21 protein-coding genes and 1 riboswitch are annotated in these 22761 nt (G+C 38.8%); of the genes, 7 read left to right on the plus strand and 14 right to left on the minus strand.

Annotation, left to right across the window (positions count from 1 at the left end):
* Nucleotides 1-19 precede the first annotated feature (19 nt).
* The gene (locus ABZP26_RS09495; protein ID WP_013465120.1) at nucleotides 20-2062 is read left to right on the plus strand and encodes a methyl-accepting chemotaxis protein; all 2043 of its coding nucleotides are present in this window, start codon (nucleotides 20-22) and stop codon (nucleotides 2060-2062) included.
* A 72-nt stretch (nucleotides 2063-2134) separates the two neighbouring features.
* Here ABZP26_RS09495 and ABZP26_RS09500 read toward each other — a convergent pair whose 3' ends face one another.
* The 3 genes from ABZP26_RS09500 to ABZP26_RS09510 all read right to left on the minus strand — a co-directional run bounded on the left by ABZP26_RS09500 (nucleotide 2135) and on the right by ABZP26_RS09510 (nucleotide 4353).
* A complete protein-coding gene (locus ABZP26_RS09500) occupies nucleotides 2135-2842 on the minus strand; it encodes a pirin family protein (RefSeq protein WP_368484879.1) in 708 nt (235 codons plus the stop codon).
* A gap of 29 nt (nucleotides 2843-2871) precedes the next feature.
* Nucleotides 2872-3822, minus strand: coding sequence for a glutathione S-transferase family protein (locus ABZP26_RS09505; protein WP_368484880.1), 951 nt, complete (start codon nucleotides 3820-3822; stop codon nucleotides 2872-2874).
* Between the two features lie 78 nt (nucleotides 3823-3900).
* The gene (locus ABZP26_RS09510; RefSeq protein ID WP_368484881.1) at nucleotides 3901-4353 is read right to left on the minus strand and encodes a DoxX family protein; all 453 of its coding nucleotides are present in this window, start codon (nucleotides 4351-4353) and stop codon (nucleotides 3901-3903) included.
* Nucleotides 4354-4477: 124 nt separating this feature from the next.
* Between ABZP26_RS09510 and ABZP26_RS09515 the strand changes: the two genes are divergently transcribed.
* The gene (locus ABZP26_RS09515; RefSeq protein ID WP_368485619.1) at nucleotides 4478-5377 is read left to right on the plus strand and encodes a LysR substrate-binding domain-containing protein; all 900 of its coding nucleotides are present in this window, start codon (nucleotides 4478-4480) and stop codon (nucleotides 5375-5377) included.
* Between the two features lie 73 nt (nucleotides 5378-5450).
* On the opposite strand, the gene ABZP26_RS09520 is transcribed toward ABZP26_RS09515, so the two are convergent.
* The 3 genes from ABZP26_RS09520 to ABZP26_RS09530 all read right to left on the minus strand — a co-directional run bounded on the left by ABZP26_RS09520 (nucleotide 5451) and on the right by ABZP26_RS09530 (nucleotide 8395).
* Nucleotides 5451-5861 carry a hypothetical protein gene (locus ABZP26_RS09520; RefSeq protein ID WP_013465125.1) on the minus strand — a complete coding sequence of 137 codons (411 nt, stop codon included), beginning with the start codon at nucleotides 5859-5861 and terminating at the stop codon, nucleotides 5451-5453.
* Nucleotides 5862-6068: 207 nt separating this feature from the next.
* The gene (locus ABZP26_RS09525) at nucleotides 6069-6914 is read right to left on the minus strand and encodes an HDOD domain-containing protein (protein WP_013465126.1); all 846 of its coding nucleotides are present in this window, start codon (nucleotides 6912-6914) and stop codon (nucleotides 6069-6071) included.
* A 182-nt stretch (nucleotides 6915-7096) separates the two neighbouring features.
* On the minus strand, nucleotides 7097-8395 hold the full coding sequence (locus ABZP26_RS09530; RefSeq protein WP_368484882.1) for a porin: 1299 nt from the start codon (nucleotides 8393-8395) through the stop codon (nucleotides 7097-7099).
* A gap of 346 nt (nucleotides 8396-8741) precedes the next feature.
* On the opposite strand from ABZP26_RS09530, the gene ABZP26_RS09535 reads away from it, so the two are divergent.
* Complete coding sequence (locus ABZP26_RS09535; RefSeq protein WP_013465128.1) at nucleotides 8742-8987, plus strand: hypothetical protein; 246 nt, start codon at nucleotides 8742-8744, stop codon at nucleotides 8985-8987.
* A 76-nt stretch (nucleotides 8988-9063) separates the two neighbouring features.
* Here the strand turns inward: ABZP26_RS09535 and ABZP26_RS09540 are convergent, their stop codons facing one another.
* The 4 genes from ABZP26_RS09540 to ABZP26_RS09555 form a co-directional block, all read right to left on the minus strand.
* Complete coding sequence (locus tag ABZP26_RS09540; RefSeq protein ID WP_368484883.1) at nucleotides 9064-10407, minus strand: SPFH domain-containing protein; 1344 nt, start codon at nucleotides 10405-10407, stop codon at nucleotides 9064-9066.
* Nucleotides 10400-10738: a hypothetical protein gene (locus ABZP26_RS09545; RefSeq protein ID WP_028835109.1), complete on the minus strand. Its 339-nt coding sequence runs from the start codon at nucleotides 10736-10738 to the stop codon at nucleotides 10400-10402. Before ABZP26_RS09545 ends, ABZP26_RS09540 begins: the two co-directional genes overlap by 8 nt.
* A gap of 145 nt (nucleotides 10739-10883) precedes the next feature.
* A complete protein-coding gene (locus tag ABZP26_RS09550) occupies nucleotides 10884-11696 on the minus strand; it encodes an alpha/beta fold hydrolase (protein WP_368484884.1) in 813 nt (270 codons plus the stop codon).
* A gap of 112 nt (nucleotides 11697-11808) precedes the next feature.
* Nucleotides 11809-12672 (minus strand): hypothetical protein, encoded by an 864-nt coding sequence (locus tag ABZP26_RS09555; protein WP_368484885.1) that lies wholly within the window; start codon nucleotides 12670-12672, stop codon nucleotides 11809-11811.
* Nucleotides 12673-12918: 246 nt separating this feature from the next.
* Between ABZP26_RS09555 and sbcB the strand changes: the two genes are divergently transcribed.
* Complete coding sequence (gene sbcB, locus ABZP26_RS09560; protein WP_075169098.1) at nucleotides 12919-14364, plus strand: exodeoxyribonuclease I; 1446 nt, start codon at nucleotides 12919-12921, stop codon at nucleotides 14362-14364.
* Between the two features lie 471 nt (nucleotides 14365-14835).
* Here the strand turns inward: sbcB and ABZP26_RS09565 are convergent, their stop codons facing one another.
* Nucleotides 14836-15717, minus strand: coding sequence for an NAD(P)-dependent oxidoreductase (locus ABZP26_RS09565; RefSeq protein ID WP_368484886.1), 882 nt, complete (start codon nucleotides 15715-15717; stop codon nucleotides 14836-14838).
* Nucleotides 15718-15837: 120 nt separating this feature from the next.
* On the opposite strand from ABZP26_RS09565, the gene ABZP26_RS09570 reads away from it, so the two are divergent.
* Nucleotides 15838-16380, plus strand: a complete 543-nt coding sequence (locus ABZP26_RS09570; protein WP_013465134.1) for a glutathione peroxidase — start codon at nucleotides 15838-15840, stop codon at nucleotides 16378-16380.
* A gap of 88 nt (nucleotides 16381-16468) precedes the next feature.
* Nucleotides 16469-17449: a 2-hydroxyacid dehydrogenase gene (locus ABZP26_RS09575; protein WP_368484888.1), complete on the plus strand. Its 981-nt coding sequence runs from the start codon at nucleotides 16469-16471 to the stop codon at nucleotides 17447-17449.
* A 95-nt stretch (nucleotides 17450-17544) separates the two neighbouring features.
* Here ABZP26_RS09575 and ABZP26_RS09580 read toward each other — a convergent pair whose 3' ends face one another.
* Nucleotides 17545-18867, minus strand: coding sequence for a sodium-dependent transporter (locus ABZP26_RS09580; RefSeq protein WP_058154794.1), 1323 nt, complete (start codon nucleotides 18865-18867; stop codon nucleotides 17545-17547).
* Nucleotides 18868-19033: 166 nt separating this feature from the next.
* Between ABZP26_RS09580 and ABZP26_RS09585 the strand changes: the two genes are divergently transcribed.
* On the plus strand, nucleotides 19034-19792 hold the full coding sequence (locus ABZP26_RS09585; RefSeq protein WP_058154796.1) for a 4'-phosphopantetheinyl transferase superfamily protein: 759 nt from the start codon (nucleotides 19034-19036) through the stop codon (nucleotides 19790-19792).
* Here ABZP26_RS09585 and lysC read toward each other — a convergent pair.
* Together lysC and nhaD are read right to left on the minus strand one after the other, a co-directional pair.
* Complete coding sequence (lysC, locus tag ABZP26_RS09590; protein ID WP_368484889.1) at nucleotides 19769-21160, minus strand: lysine-sensitive aspartokinase 3; 1392 nt, start codon at nucleotides 21158-21160, stop codon at nucleotides 19769-19771. The genes ABZP26_RS09585 and lysC overlap by 24 nt on opposite strands.
* Before the next feature lie 75 nt (nucleotides 21161-21235).
* A riboswitch (Lysine riboswitch) is annotated at nucleotides 21236-21408 on the minus strand.
* Nucleotides 21409-21506: 98 nt separating this feature from the next.
* Nucleotides 21507-22754 carry a sodium:proton antiporter NhaD gene (gene nhaD, locus ABZP26_RS09595; protein ID WP_013465139.1) on the minus strand — a complete coding sequence of 416 codons (1248 nt, stop codon included), beginning with the start codon at nucleotides 22752-22754 and terminating at the stop codon, nucleotides 21507-21509.
* Between the last annotated feature and the right edge of the window lie 7 nt (nucleotides 22755-22761).

A 22761-nucleotide genomic window follows, 5' to 3' on the forward strand; every position in this document is an offset into this window, starting at 1 on the left:
ATTTAACAAGGATTGAAACATGCGAATTAACTCAATTAGAACCAAAGTTATTTTACCTATTGCTTTTTTAGCACTGATCCTTGCAGGTTTACTTGTTTCAATTGCATCAATTACTTACATACAAGACAACGCGATGAAAAGGCAAACCGAAACCTTTTTTGAAGCCGTTACCGTTATTTTAAATGCTGACAGAGACATATACCAAGCACGTATTGCACTGGAAAATCTACTCAGTGCCACAGGCGATAATGAGACCAATAAAGCAGAGTTTTTAGAAAACGCTGAACAAGTCAAAGACCGCTTCAACAAATACTTAACGTACTTAAAAGATGAACAAGCACTATTGTCAAAACATGACTCTTTTTCTCGTTTTGAGCCTTTATACAATCAATGGCTAGACCACAGTAAAACGTTAATGGATTCCAGTCACTCACAAGGTAAAATGCAAAGTGATTTGAATCAAACTGAATCTGAATTTTTACAAATACGAGAAATGATGGATCAAGCAGGTGAAGAGCTTCGCATCCATACCAATAAACAGCAGCAAGATAAAGTCGGCTCAGAGTTATTAAGTCGCTATGTAGAAGCAATGGCCGAGGTGCTCAATGCAGATAGAGATATATACCAAGCTCGACTAGCAAAACAAAAAATTGTAAACCAACATGGCGAATTGGCACAAAACCAAAAACTATTTGAAGAAAATGCAGCTCAGGTTATTCGTCGTTTTAATAGTTACCGCAGCTACTTAATTGATGAGCCACAACTGACACAAAAATACGCTAATTTTGATCAACTTTATCAACAGTGGTACGAGAAAGGAAAAGCGTTAGTTTACTCAAGTTCGGCTAATCAAATAGCCTTAATTGATGATAATTTAGCGCAAGCAGATAAAAGCTTTAATGAATTGAGAGAAATACTTGATATAGCGGGCGAAGAAGCGCGAACCTATGCCCGAAAAGTAAAACATGAAGTGCAAGCTAGCATTCAACTTTTTGAAAAAATTGTGTTTGTTATCATTATTATTGCCTTTATTGTTGCTTTAGCTGTGGGTTATTACATCCCTAAAAAACTCACCGACAATATAAATAATATTACTCTACGAATCCAAGAAATTGCCGCTGGTGATGGTGATTTAACGCAAAGAATTAATACTACATCACATGACGAGCTCGGTGAGCTGAGTAATGAGTTTGATAACTTTTTAGCGCACCTGCAGCAAATAATAAAAAACATTCAGCAGCAATCCATTCAACTAGGTACTGTGACCGGCGATCTTAATAATGTCTCTGATACCGCGATGGACGTGACCCAGCAACTTGCTAATGCGTCTGACTCTATTGTAAGCGCTGGTCATGAAATGGATATGGCAAACCAGCAAATGGCTGAGCTGGCTAAAAATACCGCCCACGAAGCTGATATTTCTAGCGAGCAGGTACAGCAAGGAGTTCAAGCCATTGATGTATCGAGTAAAGCAATTGAAGATTTAATCAATGATATTCAATCGGCTTTATCTAATTCTATTGAATTAGAAAGCAGCTCAACCGATATTACGTCTGTACTTGAGGTCATTAGAAATATTGCCGAACAAACTAACTTATTAGCGTTAAATGCCGCGATTGAGGCTGCCAGAGCTGGCGAGCAAGGCCGAGGGTTTGCCGTTGTCGCTGATGAGGTTAGAACGTTGGCTACTCGCACACAACAAAGCACCGATGAAATAGATACAATGATCCAACGCTTAAATAACAATGTAAAAGCGTCATCAGATTCTATTAAAAACAGTCAAACAAATGCTAATGCCACACTCAGTAATTTTGATGCCGTTATTAGTATTTTTAGCAACCTAACTCACGCCTTTGAAAAAGTGCAGCAAATGTCGGCCGAAACCGCACAAGCAACACAAGAACAATCCCATGTAGCAAACGAGATTAATAGAAATTTGGTATCGTTAAAAGAACAGTCAGCACAAATGAAACAAATCTCTGAGCAAACAACATTGCAGTCAAAAAATGTATCAGCGCTTTACAAGCAAATGAAATCGCAAGTAGATAGCTTTAAGGTATAGTGCTGTATGTTTTTAAAACAATGGCGCAGTGTTTACTGCGCCATTAAGATAAACCCAACTAAGCCGAATAGCCTAGGCTAGTGTATCAATAATAATTATTTCACACTCTGTTGCTGCAGTTAGCGTGATAAAATCAGCATGAGTGACCTCAGCACCATCCCCTTTGTTCATGGTAATTACACTGTTTTTGTCATCTACAGTAAATGCACCATCAGATGCAAGTACATAAGCTTGATGATCAATACGCTGAGTGATGGTGGTACCTTTTGCAAGCTTTCCACCATAAATGCGTGCTTGTTGATTGATAAATAAGGTGTTACCCGCATCTTCTGCATAACCCGACACTAAAAGCGTAAGCTCGTTAGCTACGTCGGTCAGAAATTTTTTACTTTCCCAACGCGGCGGCACATCTTGTTTATTACTTTGAATCCAAATTTGATAAAAAGTAAGTGGCTCATTGGTACGATTATACTCAGAATGCACAATACCTGTGCCTGCACTCATTACCTGCACTTCACCTTGCTCGGTTATGCCTTTATTACCCATACTATCTTGATGAGTAATGGCACCACTGCGTATGAAACTAATAATTTCCATATTTTTGTGTGGATGCGCTCCAAATCCCATTTCAGGTGCAACCCAATCATCATTAACAACGCGTAGTGTACCAAAGCCCATACGTGTCGGATTATAGTAATGTGCAAAACTAAAATGATGTTTAGATTTAAGCCAACCGTGATCGGCACTGCCTAAACTATTCTTTGGATAATGATTGATCATGGTCTTTCCTCAAAAAGAATAAACATTAATTAATATGGACGTTCACGGTCGTGTGGAGCATCAAAATGATGCTTTGCACCCAGCGGTACTATTTGTGTTGGATTAATCGTTAAGTGGCTTACATAGTAATGCACCTTTGTGTACTCTAAATCGACTGTTTCTTTAACACCCGGTACTTGGTACAGCTCGTTAACGTAATTGCTAATATGGTGAAACTCGCTTAATTTTTGACGGTTACACTTAAAATGCCCGTGATACACCACATCAAAGCGAATGAGGGTTGTAAATAAACGCCAATCAGCTTCTGTAATAACATCACCAACGAGATAGCGCTGCTTAGCTAAACGCGCTTCTAGCCAGTCTAAACTATCAAATAGTGCGGTGTAAGCCTCGTTGTAAGCTTCTTGTGTAGTAGCAAAACCGGCTTTATATACGCCATTATTAATGGTGTTATAGACACGGTTATTCACGGCTTCAATTTCTTCACGAAGTGGCTCTGGATAATAATCATCAGTATTGCCAGTGAGCTCATTAAACGCACTATTAAGCATACGAATAATCTCTATTGATTCATTATTTACAATAGTTTGCGTTTTTTTATCCCATAAAATCGGCACAGTAACCCGCCCTTCATAACTAGGATCGGCTTTTAAATACAATTGATAGGCGTAATCTAAGTTATAAAGTGGATCGCCCTGCTCGCCAAATTCCCAGCCGTTTTCCATCATGGGAGCTTCAACAATACTCATAGAAATAATGTCTTCGAGCTGCTTTAATTTACGAAAAATAATCGTTCTGTGCGCCCAAGGGCACGCTAGCGATACATATAAATGATAACGCCCCGCCTCAGGGGTAAATTTGCTTTGTGGCGCTGATGAAATAGTATCCCTAAAACGGCTGTCTTGGCGTACAAATTTACCGTCGCTTTTTTCGGTGTCGTACCATTTATCGACCCATTCACCGTTAACAAGTAATCCCATGTCCGTCTCCTAAGTATGTAGAATGTGCCAACCTTACGCAGATTGGCAGCTTAAAGTTCAATCAGTTATATGATCAGCTTATTGGTTTAATTTGTTATGAATTTTTCCATCAAGGGATAGCTTTCCAGCTCCTTGAATAAATAAGGCCAAGGTAATTGCCAACAACGATAAACCAAACTCGTAACCGTTGTTGCTCATAAATAAGCCGTTATCTATATGTACGGTAAAAATAGCAACCACCATAGTGATAGCCAGTGCAAAACTCGCAGGACGCACCAGCAAACCAACGATGAGTAGTAACCCACCAAAAAATTCAGCGCCACCCGCCATTAATGCCATTAAATAGCCCGGTGCTAAGCCAATCGACTCCATCCATTGCCCTGTGCCTTCCAAGCCATAGCCACCAAACCACGCAAACAGTTTTTGTGCCCCATGAGCGCTAAACACTAATCCTGCAATAAGCCTTAATGGTAGTGTTGCAAAAGACTGTTCAGTTTTTGTGATGACAGCTGTGATATTTTTAATCGTCATAATGTTTACCTGTATTGTTTCTGTTGATTATGCAGCTATTGTATAAGTTGAATTAAAATTAAATAACTCCTATTATTTGCTTTATATGTTCAAATATTTTGAACAGTTAATATTTGGTATGATGATGAATACATCCCCCATTAGCATAGAAGCTTTACTGGTATTAGACGCCATTGAGCATCGTGGCAGTTATGCAGCCGCTGCAGAGCAACTTAATAAAGTGCCATCAGCCCTGTCGTATATTGTTAATAAACTTGAAGAGCAATTAAATGTAACTTTGTTTCAGCGCCAAGGTCGGCGAGCAGTTTTAACCCCCGCAGGTAAACATTTACTGAGCGAGGGGCGTAAAGTGCTCAATGCTATAAATAATTTATCGGAGCAAACACAAACCATAGCTAATGGCTGGGAGCCTAGAATGCGGATTGCTTGTGACTCAATTATTGACGTAACTAATGTTTTTGCTGCTTTGCAACAATTTTTAATTGAACATAAAAGCATTGAAATTGATGTAAAAGAAGAGGTCATGAGCGGTACATGGGAGGCGTTAATAGAGGACAATGTTGACTTAGTGATTGGTGCACCCGCCCCCGTGCCTGCTCAAAAAGGGATCAGAGCAGTGAAAATAACGGATATTCAAAATGTACTTGTGGTTCACCCAACCCACCCTTTAGCAAAAGAGCAAAAACCCATCAAGCCTAGTGAGCTTGGTCAATACACCACAGTGATAGTTCATGACTCTGCAAAACAAAGTATTCCGTGGTCAGCTAATTTAATCGAAGGTAGTCAACGTTTTTATGTAAGCTCCGTAAAACAAAAAATTACCGCTATTTTATCGGGAATCGGGATTGGTTATTTACCAGTAAACCTTATTGCTGAACATATTAAAGCTAAAAAACTTCATGTTGTGGAGCTCATTGAACCACGTCCTATTCAAGACTTATACCTTGCATGGAAAATAACCAACAAAGGTAAAGGATTAAAAAAATTGACTCAACTTTTAATCGACAATAATTTACAGACATGAAATAAGCCAACTACATAAATGCAAAAGCCCATGCTAACTAAATTAGCATGGGCTTTTTAATCACTAATAGATGTTATAGAGCAAGATCTTGCTTAGCACGTGTTAAATTGTGTGACACTAACTCGTTACCTGATATTTGCTGTGCTTCGTAAAAGTCAGATAACGCTGCGGTTTCGTTTTTAGCCATTAAACGGCCAACACCGCGGTTACTTAAAGCAAATGAGGTTAGCTCACGTACTTTAAAACGTGGGCCTGTACTTTGCTGTAATAATGTAATTGCTTTTGAGCAAATTTCTTCAGCTTGGCTGTAGTTTTTTGATTTTACATTTAATGCGCAACTGTTAAATGCAACTTCGAATTCTTGTGGGGCTGTTGCAGCCTCTTCAATAACCATTAACTTGTAGTCACTTTGATCAGCCATTACAGCAGCTGAGCAAGTTAATAAAGAGCCAAGAGCGATGGTTTTGATAAGTGAGCGTTTCATGATTAGTTTCCTATTTGGTTAGTCGTGCTTGTTGCCGACAACTAAACTTTAGAGTGTTTACTTAATCTCGACAAACGATTAAAAACAAACCAATAAGTGAAAAAAACTAACCTATAGACTTTAGTCTAATTAAACTGAGCATATTCGTTTTAATAAAAGCGACAAATAACCGCTCGTTTAACTAGGCTGCAAACCCGGCATGATTATTTACTGATTTAAGTAATCAATAACTTCTTCTTGTAAATCAATATATTCATCTTCAGACATATTTAACTTTTTAAGTATAAACGGTTCAAGGCGCTCCCAATCTTTAATTTTTTCATCACGTAAAATACTATTTACTATGCTTTCAGAGAGCTTTAACACACAAAAACAGAGCTGTTGATTAGGATCGGATGTGTCCTCAAGTAAACTTAAATCATGATGGCGTAGAATAAGCTGGCAAATATCTCTTGGTAAATGCCAACTCGATGCTAAGTAATAGCCGATAATGGCATGATTAGCGCCATAAACACGATCTTCAATATCAACTAAACTTTCTTTACTGCTTCTATTTGAACCATGCAGCACATTGACGTAGTCGTCATATTTAATCGCCATCGGAACTATGCCGCAATCATGAAATAAACCGAGAGTGTATAAGTATTCAACTGGAATTTTATTTTTTACTCGCTGTCCAACAATCATGTTTACATTAGCAATTTCAGACGCGTTATCCCAAAAACGCTCTAAACTAATACAACATGTTTTTTGTAAAAACATTTGCTTTAATTTAAGCGCAGGAATAAGTGCTTCTATACCATTCCAACCTAAAAACATGATGGCTTGTTTTATGTCAGCAATGCTTCGCACTAAGCCGTAAGCGGGTGAATTAACAATTTTTAAAATAGCAGACGATATGGCCACATCTTTAGCAACTATATCTGCAGCAGCCATTAAAGACGGCTCATTTTGACGTGCTAATCTATCAAGATCATCTAAAATTTGCGGTTTTGGGGGAATAATAAAGTTTTTGTTTACATCAGATAATACCTGCTCATTAACGACAAACATCGATGTCTAGCCTCCAGCTAAGCTATATGGATTATTTATTTAATTCCATTTGAACTTTTATACTAGAAGTTGATTAGAGATTTATCAATTTGTAGGTGCTGAAATTGGTAGGGTAAAAATAATTTTTAAAACGACAGCAGCACACGCCCATTATATAGACGTGTGCTTTGAATACTAGCTTATTAGAAGTAATAGCCAATATTAATGTTGAAGCGGCGTTCAGTTTCGCTGCTATCGCCCGCTAATGACCCACCAACAAACGGCATGTTTTTACCATGAACTAAGTCAAAGTATGTAAATAAACCACCTGCAGCGACCGAAAAACCGGTTACGTTCATCCAGGTATCTTTGCTGTTGTCTGATTTGTCGTAAATAGCGCTGTAGTCATTATAAAACTGTAAGTTTGTTACTGCACCCCATTGCACCGGCACACTGTATGCTACGTTTGCACTCGACATAGTTGCTTCCGCTGCCATGCTATCGTAAAACGAGTAAGCGCCTACAGCAATACGGTTTACGTTATCAATATCGTAGTTGTATTCGCCATGTTGTAATTGCAAGTTCCAAGGGCCCATATTACTGTTTAAGTGAAGCGCCCATGCGTTATAGTCACCTGCGCGGTCAACACCATCATGCAAGCCACCAGCAAGCGCTGACACACCAATTTCAGTTTTACCACCCTCATGCTCTAGGTGATAGCCGTAACGACCTGAGAACGTATTATATTCGCCAATTGGATTGGTCGGCTCAGCGTAAACACCATCACCAGCTTCTCTAAAACCAACAATATCGTATGAGTAGCGATCGCTGCGGTTATCTACATAACCATCAACACCACCTAATTCATCATTTTTGAAAAAGCCTAAATCAAGCTGCCAGTTATCGGCAATTTTACGCTTAAATAACACCCCTAAATCGTGGTCGTCTTCAAGGCCTACGTAATAGTTAGTGCTGAAAAAGTAGTTATGTGAATTGTAAGGCCAGTTACCAAAAGGAACCTGAGTAATACCTGCTTGAACTTGCCAATCATCAGCAAAATCGTAAGCAGCATAGGCGTATTTAACAGCTGTCATGTAATCAAAAAAACGAATTTCAGCGTTTAGTTTTACATCACCCACATCGCCTGAGAAATTTAAGCGAAAAATATCAAAGTCAAAATCGCCGCCGCGATTTTTATTGTCGTCATCATACGAGGTGTGGCTATAGTTGGTTCGAACAGCACCGCCAATTTTAATTCCCTGAGGCTTGTGTTCATGTTTAGCTACTTTAACTTCAGCTATATCTTCTTTCTGTTCAATGGTGCGCTCGATTGTCTTTTCACTTTTTTGCTCTGCTTTTGCAAGTTGCTTTTGCAGCATTTCCACTTGTTTTTGTAAGCTGCTTAATTGCTGCTTTACTTTATCAAGATCTGTATCTGCATGTGCCGGATGTGAAAAAACAACCATAGCCACTGCCAGTGCTAAAGGTTTCATAGGTGTCATAATTTGTCCTTGCTTGCCTTGTTGATGTTATTAACTCGAACTTGGTCAGCGTGAGCTAAGTACCTGCTTGATTTTACATATTGTTTTACAATGATAACGTATTTTTACAACTCTTCAATTACACTTTATGATTTTGCGCAACACAACAGCAACACACACTACTTTTTAGCAGGGTAAGCATGACAATTAATCATCATTTTAATAAATGAAAGCAGCAGCTTGCAAAATTAAAGCTTAAAAAAATAGTAGGATGATCATGTACCTATTTTTAATGTGTTATTATTTAAAAAGCATATTTAAAACAGCCAGTTTGTTGCTACATATATAAATTAAGGACTCTCCAAAAATGAAAAATAACGATACCTTTAACACAATTGCTACGTTAATTTTTAAGCATCTTTATAATAACTTTCCAAGCCCAAGCCAGTTAGATCCTGAACAATTAATTAGCGATGCCTCAGATCATCAAGGTGAGCAAATAAAAGGAACAATTGCGTTTCTTCTTCATGAGGAATATATATTTTCGACGCCCAGCGCCACTTTTTTGCTAACCGAAAAAGGCTTTAGCCACGCTTTGTGTCCTAAGTTTTAAACTCACCACTTACAAAGCGATACCACAAAAAAAGCCCTAGCAATTAAAGCTAGGGCTTTATAATGATTTTTAACGTTTATTTTTTCTCTTTTTCTAAACGCTTCTTAAGGCTCAATGCCGCGTCGGCCGCCAGTAAGCGCATAAATTCAGAACCATTATTTTGCTCACCCTGCCCTGCACCTATAACAATTTCAGGCACTAAGCGACTGTTACCTAAGCTATTAAATAAAGCCGTTTGAATTTTAACTTCTGCTTTAAGTGTTTCATCAAATACATACTTAGGATCAAGCGCTGCTGATTTTGCGCGTAAACGTGCTTCAGCTAAAACGTCCATACCTAATGCTTCTAAGCGTTGCTGTTTTAAAATTTCTTCTTGCTCTTTTGCAAGCTCCGCTTTAACAGCTACACGTTGCTGGGCAGAAATAATCGCATTCGCTTTTATTCGTTCTGCATCAATTTGCTCTTTAATTTTTAGCTTTTCAGACTCAGCTCTTTGCTTTGCAATCGCTTGTTCGCCTAATGCCACTTCAGTACGTGCTTGTTGCTCTGCTTTTTTAAGGTTTTGTCTTGCAAGAGCTTCATCAGCAGCCGCTTGTTTTTGCGCCTCTAAACGTGCATTTACTTTATTTTCGTAATCAATATCAATAATACTCGCATCAACGACTGTGATCCCGTAAGAGCCTAAAATAGGCGCATTACGTAGCGGATTACCTTCAGCATCCTTCTTTATATTAATAGTAACGCGCTGTTGCTTACTTAAATTACTTAAATCATCTGTTTTATCACGCTCACCGGTACTAATAATTTGCTCAGTAACAAAAATACCATTAGTAAGTTGATCAGAAAAATCTTGGCTTAACTGGCCATTACCACCTGAATAATGTTGCTCCACCGACATCATACGTGCAGACGCTTTTACATTTTCTGTTGTTGCACGCATTAAAAGGTTAGAAATTAGGGTTTCTTGGGAGCCAAATTCTTCATGAATTTTTAATAAACCACGCAAAGCACCCGATTCACTAGCGGGTACGTTGCCAGGTAATCTAAAGCGGGAAACACCGCGTGCCCCACCGGTCGTGGTATCTAAGAATCGAATAGGAATGAGTGGTACAATGGCACTGGCTGTTGCGCTGCTATCGCCGGTAAAGTTAATTGAAATAACTTTTTTATAGGCTGATGTCGTACCAAATGCTTTTAAGTAAGGGCCCGCTTGATTTATTACCGTTAAATTACCGGTAAAAGCTGACTGATGAACTAGCCGTTCATCGGCTTCATTCCATGAAATAACCTGCGACGTTAATGTTGCAATCACTGCTAACACCACGACAACGGATGTTAGTAAAATCACATTACGACGACCAAAACGTGCCATAAATGAGGTGTTTTTTGCCTCAGCGACTGCTTGTTGCTCGCTATCCATTTTTAGTACTCTCCATGTTTAGTTTCTTTTTAACAAAATACGTAATTTCTTGTTCGCTTAAATGCGCACAAAAACTACCCGATCGATGCAAATCTATAAAAGTTGCAAGGATCTCTTGTTTGCCTTTAATTGTTTTTTCCTGGTTTTCTTGGGTTTGGTTTTTCTCGCTAAGTTGAGCAATGAGTTCATCAATAATGGTGTCTTTATCAAATAACACATTATATTCTTTTGACTTTCTTACTCGGCTCTTACGTATATTGCTGTAAATCACATAAAGCGCCACACACAAAATAATAACAAGCGTACTTAACCCAATAATATAAAAAATCATAACGTCTGCTTATATTAATTGAATAATTAACCCCAACAACAAATGTAACGACTAGGTCACAGGTGTTAAGCCGATAATTTTACAGAATAACGACCCAAAGAACAGAATTAAAACTTGGCTTGTGTATATTTTTGTAAACTAAAAATTAATCAGTGCGATTAAGTAACCTGACTAGCTGGGTGATCACCATTTCTGGCTCATCATTTTGTGGATAGTGGTAACTTTCACTGGTTAGCACTATCTCACCTTGAGGAAAAGCATTAGCCCAGTTTAAATGCAGTTCTCCCCACATTTCACGCCCTTTATCAGTAAAAAATAACACCGATGGATTTTCATATTTTTTAACTGAGGCAATAACCGTCACGGGAATATCTGCTATTTGTGGATAATCGGGCAAAGGTCGCTTCGACCAAAAGTCTAAATACTGATTCGACATGCCGTTTTTCATATCATCACGTTTTATAGCGGCAATTTCTTTTTCAGCGCGCGGTAAATCAATCTTACGCATAATATCAACATCATGCTCTGAGGCGGGTTCAATTAACATTAACGCTTTAATGTTATCAGGGTAGCTTGCTGCAAATACCCTTGCGATATAAGCACCATAAGAATGCGCGACATAAATCACAGGTTCTTCAATTTTTAACGCTTTAAGTAATAGTAAAGCTTCAGCAGCATACTCCTCAGAGCTATAGTTTTTCTTTATTTGCGCTGAGCCGCCATTGCCAATTCGAGAATAGCGAATTACTTTTGCATGCTTGATAAGCGAGTTATAAATGGGATCCCAATCACTCAGCCCTGCAGAGCCACCCGCCTCGAGTAAAACAGTGTGTTTACCACTACCCGCTATTTCATATTTAATATCAAAGCCATTTACTTTAACTTTAGCAAGCTCAGCACACACAGCGGTAGAGGTGATTAATACCCAAAATAGAATCGTTTTTATTATTAGTTTCATGTTGTGTCAACCATATTCTAAATGAAAAAAGTACCTACTTTTCTTCACAGGGCTTCTTAGTGTGATCTTGAGCTTTTTAGTAAGTGTTAATAATAAAAAAATATTTTTAAAATTACATCTTTCTTATCGCTACTTTCGCCTCTTCATTTATTTCACTGCTAGGCATTCCTATAATTGCTTTAGCCAATTCCATATCAAAATTTAATGCAAACTCTTCAAAAAGCTCATTTTTGGTAATTTCATCATATTCACAGATATTATTTATCAATCTTGATAATGCATTATTTATGACGTTAAACTCATTACTTGAATAAAAATGATACCCTAAAAGTATATTTAAACACTCTTCCTTGTCCTTCATTTTTATACAACTACTAAAATCAGGTTTAAGTTCCTTATTTATAGACACAACATAACGATGTAGCGCTGTACTTACATAAAAACCTCTATTAAAAATTAATGAAGTAAGCTCCGCAGCTGTTACCTCACTGCTTCCCGAATTAAAGTTTTCACTAACATGATTAGTAAGTAATTTTGATAGATTAACCCTATCATCACAACTAACTGTTCCATGTAGTAAGTTAATTAAATCATTAGCAACGTTTGAAGATGTTCTTATATCTATCTTTTTATTTATTTTATCGTTTAGATTGTTAATTCTACGAGAGAAAATTTCTAGAGAGTTTTTCTTTTTTTCTTCAATTAATTGTATATCTAATAAGCGTCTTGTTAATTTCATTTCACTTTTTGTTGTTACCCAGGTCAGCCAAAGCAGAACTATACTAACTAATGCAAGGATAGGTGAAATTAAACCATTAATTATTGTTGCAGTATTATTCCAAGCGCTTTGTGTATTTGAACGAATGGGGAATGCTTCCCTATACTCGCTCAACAACATCAAGCAACACACGGACAAAAAAAACAGAATAAAATATGGGGTTATTTTTCTTATAGTTTCCAATCCCTTGCTCAACATTTTTTAACCTTTATAAACAGATATCTGTAAAAATATAATAATACACGAAATAATTTAATTAATAATGAATAAGATCTAAACCATAAGTAATTTTTATAATATTTGAAATATCAAGATTGAGTTTTGATAACATTTATAATCCATGCCTATAAACCTCTGTAACCCTATGCCATAATCTAAATAATTCATAAATTTAGTAACTTGGCGGTATATAAACCGTTTCAAGCTAACTTATAGGGTTTTTTAATGGCTTATCAAGAGCAAAAACAAGCAACAATCTATTGGCACGACTACGAGACCTGGGGGGCAAGCCCGCAAAAGGATAAGCCGAGCCAATTTGCCGGTGTACGCACCGATCTTGATTTAAATATTATTGGCGAGCCGCTTATTGAGTACTGTAAGCCTCAAGCGGATTATTTACCGCATCCTGAGGCGTGTTTAATTACTGGTATTACCCCACAAGTGGCGATGCAAAAAGGCTTAGTTGAGGCTGAGTTTATTGCTAAAATTCATGCCGAATTTAGCGTGCCCAATACCTGTGTGGCTGGTTATAACAGTATTCGCTTTGATGATGAAGTAAGCCGGTATAGCTTTTATCGTAACTTTTACGACCCGTATGAGCGTGAATATAAAAACAATAACAGCCGTTGGGACATTATTGATTTAGTGCGTGCCTGCTATGCACTGCGCCCTGAGGGTATTGAGTGGCCATTAAAAGAAGATGGCAGCCCAAGTTTTAAACTTGAGCATTTAACCGTAGCCAATGGCATTGAACATGCCGCCGCGCACGATGCACTTAGTGATGTAACGGCTACTATTGCACTGGCTAAATTAATAAAAGAAAAGCAGCCTAAGCTGTATCAGTTCTTTTTTAGTTTGCGTGGTAAAAAAGCACTCGCTGAAATGGTTGATGTATTTAATATGACCCCATTAGTGCATACCTCGTCACGTATTCCAGCAACCCAAGGCTGTACTACCTGGGTGGCACCTATGAGCTTTCATCCTGTTAATAAAAACGCGGTTATTTGTTTTGATTTAACCCAAAACCCACAGGTATTACTTGATTTAAATGTAGAAGAGCTACGCAAGCGTTTATACACCAAACGTATAGATTTAGCAGAGGGTGATTTACCCGTAGGTTTAAAGCTGGTGCATTTAAACAAGTGCCCTATTTTAGCACCGGCTAAAACGCTACTGCCTGAAAACGCTGCTCGCTTGGGTATTGACCGCGAGCAATGCCTGGCTAATTTAGCCATTTTAAAAGCCAATACCGAGCTACGTGATAAAGTCACTGAGGTATTTAACGAGCAAGGCGATTACAGCGCCACCACGAACGTGGATTACTTATTATATGATGGGTTTACTAGCCATGCTGATAAAGCTAAATTTGCGATTATTCGTGATGCAAAACCTGAAGACTTGGCAAGTTTAAAGCTTGAATTTGAAGATCCTAAATTTAATACTTTGTTGTTTAGATACCGCGCCCGTAACTGGCCACAAACGCTAAACCAACAAGAGCTTGATCAATGGCGTCAATATTGTCAAAGCAAGTTAATGCATGGCGAAGATCAACCCTCAATCAGCGCACAAGATTTTATGATCACCCTTGAAAACCTAGCGCACGAGCATGACGACAGTGAAAAAAATCTTACAATTTTAAAAGCACTGTATAACTACGCGCAAAGTATGTAATTTGCTTTAGTGTATATAATCCATGAAAAACGCGACCCTTTAGCAAAAAGTGTCGCGTTTTTTGTATATAGTTAGGTAAGCGAAAGTAAGTCCCACAAAGAGAAGCGAATGAGGCATAAATGAGAAACACATAAAACCTATAGTTATTTTTATGTGTATCACTTTCTCTAAAAGCGCAGCGCCTCTTAGCCTCTTTGTGATAAATCAATTTACGGGCTTTGCCCGTCATGCAAGCAAGCTACTCGTCTACAAAACAACCCTGCACTTAGACCTAGGGGTAGAAGCCCAGCTTGCGCATGTGAAAAGCGCACTTTTAAAGTAAACAATATTGCACAAAGAGAAGTACTAGAGGTGTACTAGAGGAGTAAATGAGAAAACATAAAACCTACAATTATTTTTATGTATATCACTTTCTCTAAAAGCGCAGCACCTCTTACCCTTTTTGTGAAAAGTTTACTTTTACCAATTACATTACTTTTTATGCAGTGCTTCAATACGCGCTAGTAAACTTGAGGTATCGTATCTGCCGCCGCCAAGAGCCTGTACATCGGCGTAGTATTGATCGACCGTTGCGGTCATTGGCAGCGTTGCACCGTTATTTTTAGCTTCATCAAGTGCTATGCCTAAATCTTTACGCATCCAATCTACAGCGAAACCAAAGTCGTATTCGCCTGCCCACATTGTTTTGTAGCGGTTTTCCATTTGCCACGAACCAGCTGCGCCTTTAGAAATAGTTTCTATTACTTTTTCGCCATCAAGCCCTGCTTGTTTAGCAAAATGTAACCCCTCAGCTAAACCTTGCACTACACCTGCAATGCAAATTTGGTTAACCATTTTACATAATTGCCCAGAGCCAACTTCCCCTAATAACTGGCTAAAACGGCTAAACGCCGCCATAACTGGTTGTGCTTTAGCAAATACCGCTTCGTTGCCACCGGCCATAACGGTTAACACCCCGTTTTCAGCGCCTGCTTGACCGCCAGATACCGGCGCGTCAATAAAGTCGATATGCTGTAAAGCCGCTTTTGCCGCAACTTCACGTGCTACTTCAGCTGAGGTGGTGGTGTGATCGATTAAAATCGTGTTTTTGTCCATACCAGCTAAAACGCCATCATCGCCGTATACCACTGACCGTAAGTCGTCGTCATTGCCAACACACATAAATACCATATCGGCACCACTTGCAGCTTCACGCGGGGTAGGTGCAAAACTGCCGTTAAAATCTTCAACCCATTTTTGTGCTTTAGCTGCTGTGCGGTTATAAACACATACGCTGTGCCCCGCTTTTGCTAGATGCCCTGCCATTGGGTAACCCATTACGCCTAAACCTATAAATGCAATTTTTACTGACATAAAAATGACCTATTTAACTGATAACTTAGAAACATAAGCTCGATTATGTCAATCGGCCGCTAAAAAAGCGAATGAAAGTCTTTTAAAATTTCCCTCATACGGAAATTAGGTAGGTAATCTATGGATAGTATTTATCAATTTAACGCACCACTTTGTAATAACGATGATTTTTCTTTGAGTCAGCTAAAAGGAAAAACGGTTCTTATTGTTAATACCGCCAGTAAATGTCATTTTTCTGCGCAATTATGCGCGCTAGAAAAGCTATATCAACAATACAAAAACGATGGGTTTACTATTTTAGCCTTTCCGTGTAATCAATTTGATAAAAATGAGCCATTAGAGGGAATGGCCATTAAAGACTATTATCAAAAACATTTTTCAATTAATTTTGAGGTGTTTAATAAGGTCATGGTAAATGGCCCAGATACGCATCCACTGTTTAGTTATTTAAAGTCTCATACACGAGGTATTGCACAAAACCGAGCAATAAAATGGAACTTCACTAAGTTTTTAGTTAATGCACAAGGGCAGCTGGTTGCTCGCTATGCACCGCGAACTAAACCGGAGTCATTACATAATGTAATAACAAGCTGCTTAGAATCAGTGCCCGTTATAAAACCGACGACCGCTCGTTTAGGAGTCCGTTCGGCTGTATTAAAATAATCCTGTCGTAATTAAAACAACAAGAGTGAAGCATCTATAGTAAGAATAGTTTATGGTAATAAAATAATTGATTACTTGGAGCTAGTTAATGGATATTGCTTTTTTTAGTGCTCAGAAATATGAGCGACCTTTTTTTGAGCAAAGTTTAAATGGCTTTTCTAACATCACTATTACTTATTTTGAGCAAAGTTTATCGCCGCAGACGGCAATATTAGCTAAAAACTTTGACGCTGTGTGCGTATTTGTCAACGATACAGTAGATAAAGCAGTGATTGAGCAACTTTCCACATTGGGTGTTAGCGCTATTTTATTACGCTGTGCGGGGTTTAATAACGTTGACTTGCCTGTTGCCAAACAGCATAACCTCAGCGTATTACGCGTACCCGCCTACAGCCCTGAGGCAGTAGCGGAGCATTGTGTTGCCCTTATGCTTACCCTCAGTCGTAAAACACACAAAGCTTATAACCGCGTGCGCGAAGACAACTTTGATTTAAATGGCTTACTTGGGTTTAACTTACATAACAAGACCATAGGGATTATAGGCTGCGGTAAAATAGGCTTGGCACTGTGTAACATTTTAAATGGTTTTGGCGCTAACGTTTTAGTGTGCGACCCTTTTGCAAAACCAGGCAATTACACTATTACCGATTTAAATACCCTACTTGCCCAAAGCGATATAATTTCACTGCACTGCCCGCTGAGCGAAGACACGCATCATTTAATTGATGACGCCGCATTTAATAAAATGAAAAAAGGGGTCATGCTCATTAATACTTCTCGCGGTGCGCTGGTAAACAGCCAAGCGTGTATTAAAGCACTTAAATCACAAAAACTGGGGTACTTAGGGCTTGATGTGTACGAACAAGAATCAGAACTGTTTTTTAAAAACCACAGTGACGAAATAAATCAAGACGATATATTTTCTCGCTTAGTGAGTTTTAGAAATGTGTTAATAACAGGGCATCAAGGCTTTTTTACTCAAGAAGCTCTAACCGAAATCGCTAATATAACATTACAAAATGCAAACGAGCTTGCTCAAGGGCAAACGCTAACCAATCAAGTATTGTAATATCAAGTCATTTAAACTGTAAAAAGCGAACTTTCGGGTGACTCCCAATAGTTCGCTTTTTAAAACTGCATTTTTAAATTCGCGTTTAAAAGTTTTTAACCAAACGCTACATTTGCAAATACTAAGGTCATAAGTACAGGACACACAAAGCGAATATATTGTGCAAACCAATAGTGCGGCCCACTACTTGCCTTGTTCAGTTTATTACCACGTTGCCATAGCCAGCCTACCGTTATAAAGTAAAACAGCCCCATTAACGGCAATTGGTATTGAGTAAATACCATAATCACTAAACCAAATAACCAATCAAAGTTTAATATAATGGTACTGGCACAAATAAGCACAACAGCACTGACTGCCCATGTTGCTTTGGTTCTATCTACACTGTGGTTTTCAACCAAAAATGCCACAGGGATCTCAGTTGATGAAATAGTTGAGGTAACTGAAGCTATCGACATCAAAACAAAAAATAATAAGCCAACCAATAAACCAATTTCACCCATAGTGCCAAATAGCTCAGGTAATATGGCAAAAATAAGTTGCCCCTCACCAATTAGTTTACCGTTACTAAAGACTTCAACGCCATTGTACTGGGCAACATAAATAGCCGGAATTATTAATAAGCCCGCCAAAAACGCCACGCTGGTATCAAGTAGCGCAACACTTGCGGTTAATTTTGGTAAGTTAGCTCCGGGTTTTAAATATGAGCCGTAAATCATCATACAGCCTACCCCAAGCGACAACGAAAAGAACGCTTGCCCCATTGCGGCAATAATTAAATCCGGGTCGAGTATTTTGCTAAAATCAGGCACTAAATAAGCAGCAAACCCTTCGCTTGCGCCATCTAACGTTGCAATATAAATAATAAGCCCAATAAGGAGAACAAGTAAAAGCGGCATTAAACGGCGTGACCAGGTTTCTATTCCCGACTTCACCCCTTTTAAAATAATACTGGCGGTTAAAATAAGCATAAGCGGCGTAAAAATAAAATTACGTAACATAGAGTCGCTATGTAAAAACTCACTCAAGCTATGCAAGCCAAAAAAGCTACTTATAGGCTCTATAGCGTAGGAAAGCATCCAACCGGCCACAATTGAGTAAAAACTTAACATAACGATGGCACCGGCAAGGCCAATATAGCCTGCTGCGGCTCCCACTTTAGGGGCATGATCTTGCCATGCTTGGCTTAGCGCTTTAACAGGGTTAGCTTGGGCTTTGTAACCTAAATACAGCTCGGTGTACAAAGCAGGTAACGCCAGCAAAAAAATAACGATAAAGTAAACCAGTAAAAATGCGCCGCCACCATGATTAGCAGCCTGCGTAGGAAAACCCCATATATTACCTAAACCTACCGCTGCACCGGCTGCTGCCAATACAAAACCTAGTCGACTTTGAAAACCATCACGCACTTGTGCCATACACCTACAAATCTGTTATTATTTTAACGAATGCGAATTAAACCATATTTAAGAGCGGCTGAGTAATAAAAATGTACTTAGCGCTCACAACAACTAACAACCGCTCACAAACTATCCAGCTTTGGGTAATAAATATGTAATCGGTCGTCATTTATAACGAGCAATGATGAGTGTAACTTACTTTGAAAACCAGCTAAAAGCCACGCCCGCTTTCGCAAATAACAGCCATTGCATTGCGTTGCTTAACGCAACCACCCTCAATGTGGGTGAATTTGATTTACCCCACTATTTAAGCCCTTTTGAGCTCAATGTTATTAATCGGCGTAAAAATCCACAGGCTAAACAAGAATATTTAGCCACACGTTTAGTGCTTAAATACCTAGTAAAAACCGCTTGTTCTTCTTATGCATCATTAAAGCTGTGTGATATTAGTTCTGAATTTAACCCCGATAACAGTAAATTAGAATTACATATTAAAAATACAACAGGCGTGATCAGTTGCTGTATTTCTCATTCTCATGGTTTTGTAGGTGCAGCGTTAAATGTAGCATCAACTCAATTTGGCTTTGATATTGAAAAAATTAGTTTAAAGCGCCCTTTTAATAAACTCGCTAAACACTTTTACCACCCAGCCGAAGTGAGTTTAATAACCAATACAGATAACATAACAACTCAAGCACATCATTTTTTTAGGATTTGGACATTAAAAGAAGCGCTGGCTAAAGCCACCAGCCGCCCCATTGCTCAATTATTAAGCCCTAATGTGTTTAACGAACTTAATAACACTCAGCTTACAGCTTGTAGCAATACCGTGGTTGGAGCACATAACGACATGTTTGATATTAGCGTTGTGGCAAAAAAAAGCACCGACTGGCGGTGCTCAATAATAACTATTAACGATTTACGCAGCGCAATCACTTTCTAGTAATCGACTATGAATCGCTTGAACCACTGCATCAGACTCGCTTTGCTCAACTAAAAAGCACAAGTTATGTTTACTTGCACCATGGCAAATAAGTCTAATATTAAAATCACTTAATACTTTCATTAAATTCATTTCGTGCTGACGCAATACAATTTCAGACCCAATAAGTGCTACTAGGGTTAAATTGTTCTCAACCGATACATGGCAAAATTCAGCGAGTTTATCTAAGCACTCTTGATCTAGCTCTGGGCGTGATGCATTAGGCGCATTATCAAGGGTAATTGCTACACTAATTTCAGAGGTGGTAACCAAGTCTACCGAAATATTGCACTCACTTAAAATAGTAAATATACGGGCTAAAAAACCACTCGCTAATAACATTTCTGGGCTTTTAAGGGTTAATAATATTTGATTTTTACGTTGCGTTACCGCACGAATACCAGGTAGCTGCGATTTTTCACGTTCAATCCACGTACCGCCAAGTTCTGGTTCTGTGCTTGAGCCAACAAACACATTTATATGGCTGCGACTGGCAGGCAAAATTGTAGCTGGGTGCAGCACTTTAGCGCCAAAGGTCGCCATTTCTGCTGCTTCATCAAAACTTAAACGCGCAATAGGAGTGGCTTTTACACACAAACGAGGATCGGTGCTAAAAATACCCACTACGTCAGTCCAAATATGCACACTTTTAGCGTTAATAGCCTCAGCAAGCAGTGCAGCACTATAATCTGAGCCGCCTCGACCGAGCGTGGTCGTTAAATTGTTTGCATCGCTACCAATAAACCCTTGGGTCACAATAACGCTATCATCAAGCAGCGGAATTAAATGTGTTTTAGCGGCTTGCGCTGTGGCGGCCACATTTGGTGTTGCTTTACCAAATTGGCTATCGGTTTTAAGCACCTGGCGCACATCAAAACGAGTGGCTTTTAAACCCTTTAACCTTAGTACTTGAGTAAATAAGTAAGACGATAAACGCTCGCCAAAGCTAAGTAGCTCATCGAACTGCTGCTCAGTATTGAGTGTTTGTGCCGCCAACGTTTGAAATGCATCTAGCGTTTGATTAAACCCAATGGCTAAATCCTCATCTAACGACAGGTCATTTAAAATAGCCTGCTGAATCGCAAGGACACCATCAATATGCTGTTGGCGTTTAGCGGCTTCAATACCCGCTTTGCAAAGCTCCACTAAATGATTGGTCACTCCGGCACTGGCGCTTACTGCAACAATACGTACATTTTTATCGTTTACGATAATTTCGCTACAACGGCTCATCGCCTCAAAGTTAGCAACGCTGGTGCCACCAAATTTGGCAACAATGTAATCTGATTTTGTGCACTGTGAACTTTGTGGCACTGGTTGGGTAGTCATTTCGTCTCCTTTCGCGGCATCCAAACCGCAATAAAACAAGAAGAACTTGGCAGGAAATAAAGATAAGAAAAATCTACTGCCAGAAGCTCTCCACCTAAATTGGTGACAGTTTTGAGGATTCAGCCCCATAAACCGAAAAACAATGGTAACGACCCATTATTTTCCTCGGCGAGTACTTCCCTCCTTAATGATCGCAGGCTGTCGTTGCCTCACATTAAGTACCTAAGTATCGCACCTCTTCTGAATGTATTATTAACCTGTGGCTAATAAAACAAAACCGCACTAAGAGTGCGGCTTTGAAAGTTATCGTTTAGACGTCTAGCTGTCAAGTCGTTTTACTATAAAATCAAATAAAACTACCCATTAAGTAAGAGCCCGCATAACCAAAGGTGTAACACAGTAATAAATACAGCGATAAGCGAAGGTAACTTGCAAACGTCAGCTCTTTTACCTTACTCATGGCTATAATACCGGCCGCCGAGCCAATGATTAGCATAGAGCCACCTACACCGGTTGCATACGTAAACGACAACCAATGCTGTTGACTCATTACAATGTCGGCTTTTAATAACGCTGCCGTTAGTGGCACGTTATCAACACCTGCGGATAAAATACCCATTAAGTAGTTTGCGTACTCTGGCGCCATTACCGTATACAAATTAGTAAATTGGCTCAGTACCCCAACTTCTTTTAACGCACCAACAAGCAGTAACACACCCACGAAAAACAATAAGGTGTCGTACTCTATGTCGCGTATAAAATCGATCATATCTTTGTTGATGTCTTTTTTGCGCATTAAAAATTGCGCGACTAAAAACATAATAGATAAACCCAATAAAAAAGTAAGCAGAGGCGGTACACTGTATAAAACACTCAATGTAAGCGTAGCAATAACCGTAGTGAAGAAAATAACCGCAATGGTTATGTCGGTTTTTTCAATACGTTTAAATTTAGTTTTTTTAAACTCGAGTTGCTTATTCATGCCAATTGATAACAAAGTAGCCAGTAATAATACACTTAGTAACGCAGGCACAATTAACAGTAATAAATTGCTAATTGTTACTTTACCATCAAGGAAAATCATAAGTGTGGTTACATCACCCGTGATAAGTGATACACCACCGGAGTTTACAGCAAATACAATAAGCGTGGCGTACTTAACTAACTTTTTGGCTTCAAGTTTTAATGACATAATCACTGCCAGTGATATTAGCGTGGCCGTAACGTTGTCTGAAATAGATGAAAATAAAAACGCAAAACACCCCACCAAAAACATCAGCTTTCGCTCACTAATGCTGGTTGGCATAATCCGATTCACAACATTTTCGATAAGTCCTTTAGAGTTTAAATAGGCGACAAAGGTCATTGCGGCCATTAAAAACAGCCATAAAGAAGCAATTTCTAAAATATTGTGGTCTAGGAGGGTTTGAATCGTTTCGGGGCTTTGCCCATTAAGAGGAAAAATAAAGGAGATAATCCAGCAAAGTGTACCAAAAAATAACGTCGTTTTGGCTTTGTTAACGTGGATCACATCCTCAATAACGATAAGCAAGAATGCAATCGCTATCAGCGTCAGGATAATCGAGGAAACCATGATATTA

This window comes from Pseudoalteromonas sp. SD03, from assembly GCF_040937955.1.
In the GTDB taxonomy this organism is placed as follows: Bacteria; Pseudomonadota; Gammaproteobacteria; order Enterobacterales; family Alteromonadaceae; genus Pseudoalteromonas; species Pseudoalteromonas tetraodonis.

Excerpts from the sequence above, each read along its gene's own strand:
- ABZP26_RS09495 (WP_013465120.1), top strand. The coding sequence starts at position 20 with ATGCGAATTAACTCAATTAGAACCAAAGTTATTTTACCTATTGCTTTT.
- ABZP26_RS09500 (WP_368484879.1), bottom strand. The coding sequence starts at position 2,842 with ATGATCAATCATTATCCAAAGAATAGTTTAGGCAGTGCCGATCACGGT.
- ABZP26_RS09505 (WP_368484880.1), bottom strand. The coding sequence starts at position 3,822 with ATGGGATTACTTGTTAACGGTGAATGGGTCGATAAATGGTACGACACC.
- ABZP26_RS09510 (WP_368484881.1), bottom strand. The coding sequence starts at position 4,353 with ATGACGATTAAAAATATCACAGCTGTCATCACAAAAACTGAACAGTCT.
- ABZP26_RS09515 (WP_368485619.1), top strand. The coding sequence starts at position 4,478 with ATGAATACATCCCCCATTAGCATAGAAGCTTTACTGGTATTAGACGCC.
- ABZP26_RS09520 (WP_013465125.1), bottom strand. The coding sequence starts at position 5,861 with ATGAAACGCTCACTTATCAAAACCATCGCTCTTGGCTCTTTATTAACT.
- ABZP26_RS09525 (WP_013465126.1), bottom strand. The coding sequence starts at position 6,914 with ATGTTTGTCGTTAATGAGCAGGTATTATCTGATGTAAACAAAAACTTT.
- ABZP26_RS09530 (WP_368484882.1), bottom strand. The coding sequence starts at position 8,395 with ATGACACCTATGAAACCTTTAGCACTGGCAGTGGCTATGGTTGTTTTT.
- ABZP26_RS09535 (WP_013465128.1), top strand. The coding sequence starts at position 8,742 with ATGAAAAATAACGATACCTTTAACACAATTGCTACGTTAATTTTTAAG.
- ABZP26_RS09540 (WP_368484883.1), bottom strand. The coding sequence starts at position 10,407 with ATGGATAGCGAGCAACAAGCAGTCGCTGAGGCAAAAAACACCTCATTT.
- ABZP26_RS09545 (WP_028835109.1), bottom strand. The coding sequence starts at position 10,738 with ATGATTTTTTATATTATTGGGTTAAGTACGCTTGTTATTATTTTGTGT.
- ABZP26_RS09550 (WP_368484884.1), bottom strand. The coding sequence starts at position 11,696 with ATGAAACTAATAATAAAAACGATTCTATTTTGGGTATTAATCACCTCT.
- ABZP26_RS09555 (WP_368484885.1), bottom strand. The coding sequence starts at position 12,672 with ATGTTGAGCAAGGGATTGGAAACTATAAGAAAAATAACCCCATATTTT.
- sbcB (WP_075169098.1), top strand. The coding sequence starts at position 12,919 with ATGGCTTATCAAGAGCAAAAACAAGCAACAATCTATTGGCACGACTAC.
- ABZP26_RS09565 (WP_368484886.1), bottom strand. The coding sequence starts at position 15,717 with ATGTCAGTAAAAATTGCATTTATAGGTTTAGGCGTAATGGGTTACCCA.
- ABZP26_RS09570 (WP_013465134.1), top strand. The coding sequence starts at position 15,838 with ATGGATAGTATTTATCAATTTAACGCACCACTTTGTAATAACGATGAT.
- ABZP26_RS09575 (WP_368484888.1), top strand. The coding sequence starts at position 16,469 with ATGGATATTGCTTTTTTTAGTGCTCAGAAATATGAGCGACCTTTTTTT.
- ABZP26_RS09580 (WP_058154794.1), bottom strand. The coding sequence starts at position 18,867 with ATGGCACAAGTGCGTGATGGTTTTCAAAGTCGACTAGGTTTTGTATTG.
- ABZP26_RS09585 (WP_058154796.1), top strand. The coding sequence starts at position 19,034 with ATGAGTGTAACTTACTTTGAAAACCAGCTAAAAGCCACGCCCGCTTTC.
- lysC (WP_368484889.1), bottom strand. The coding sequence starts at position 21,160 with ATGACTACCCAACCAGTGCCACAAAGTTCACAGTGCACAAAATCAGAT.
- nhaD (WP_013465139.1), bottom strand. The coding sequence starts at position 22,754 with ATGGTTTCCTCGATTATCCTGACGCTGATAGCGATTGCATTCTTGCTT.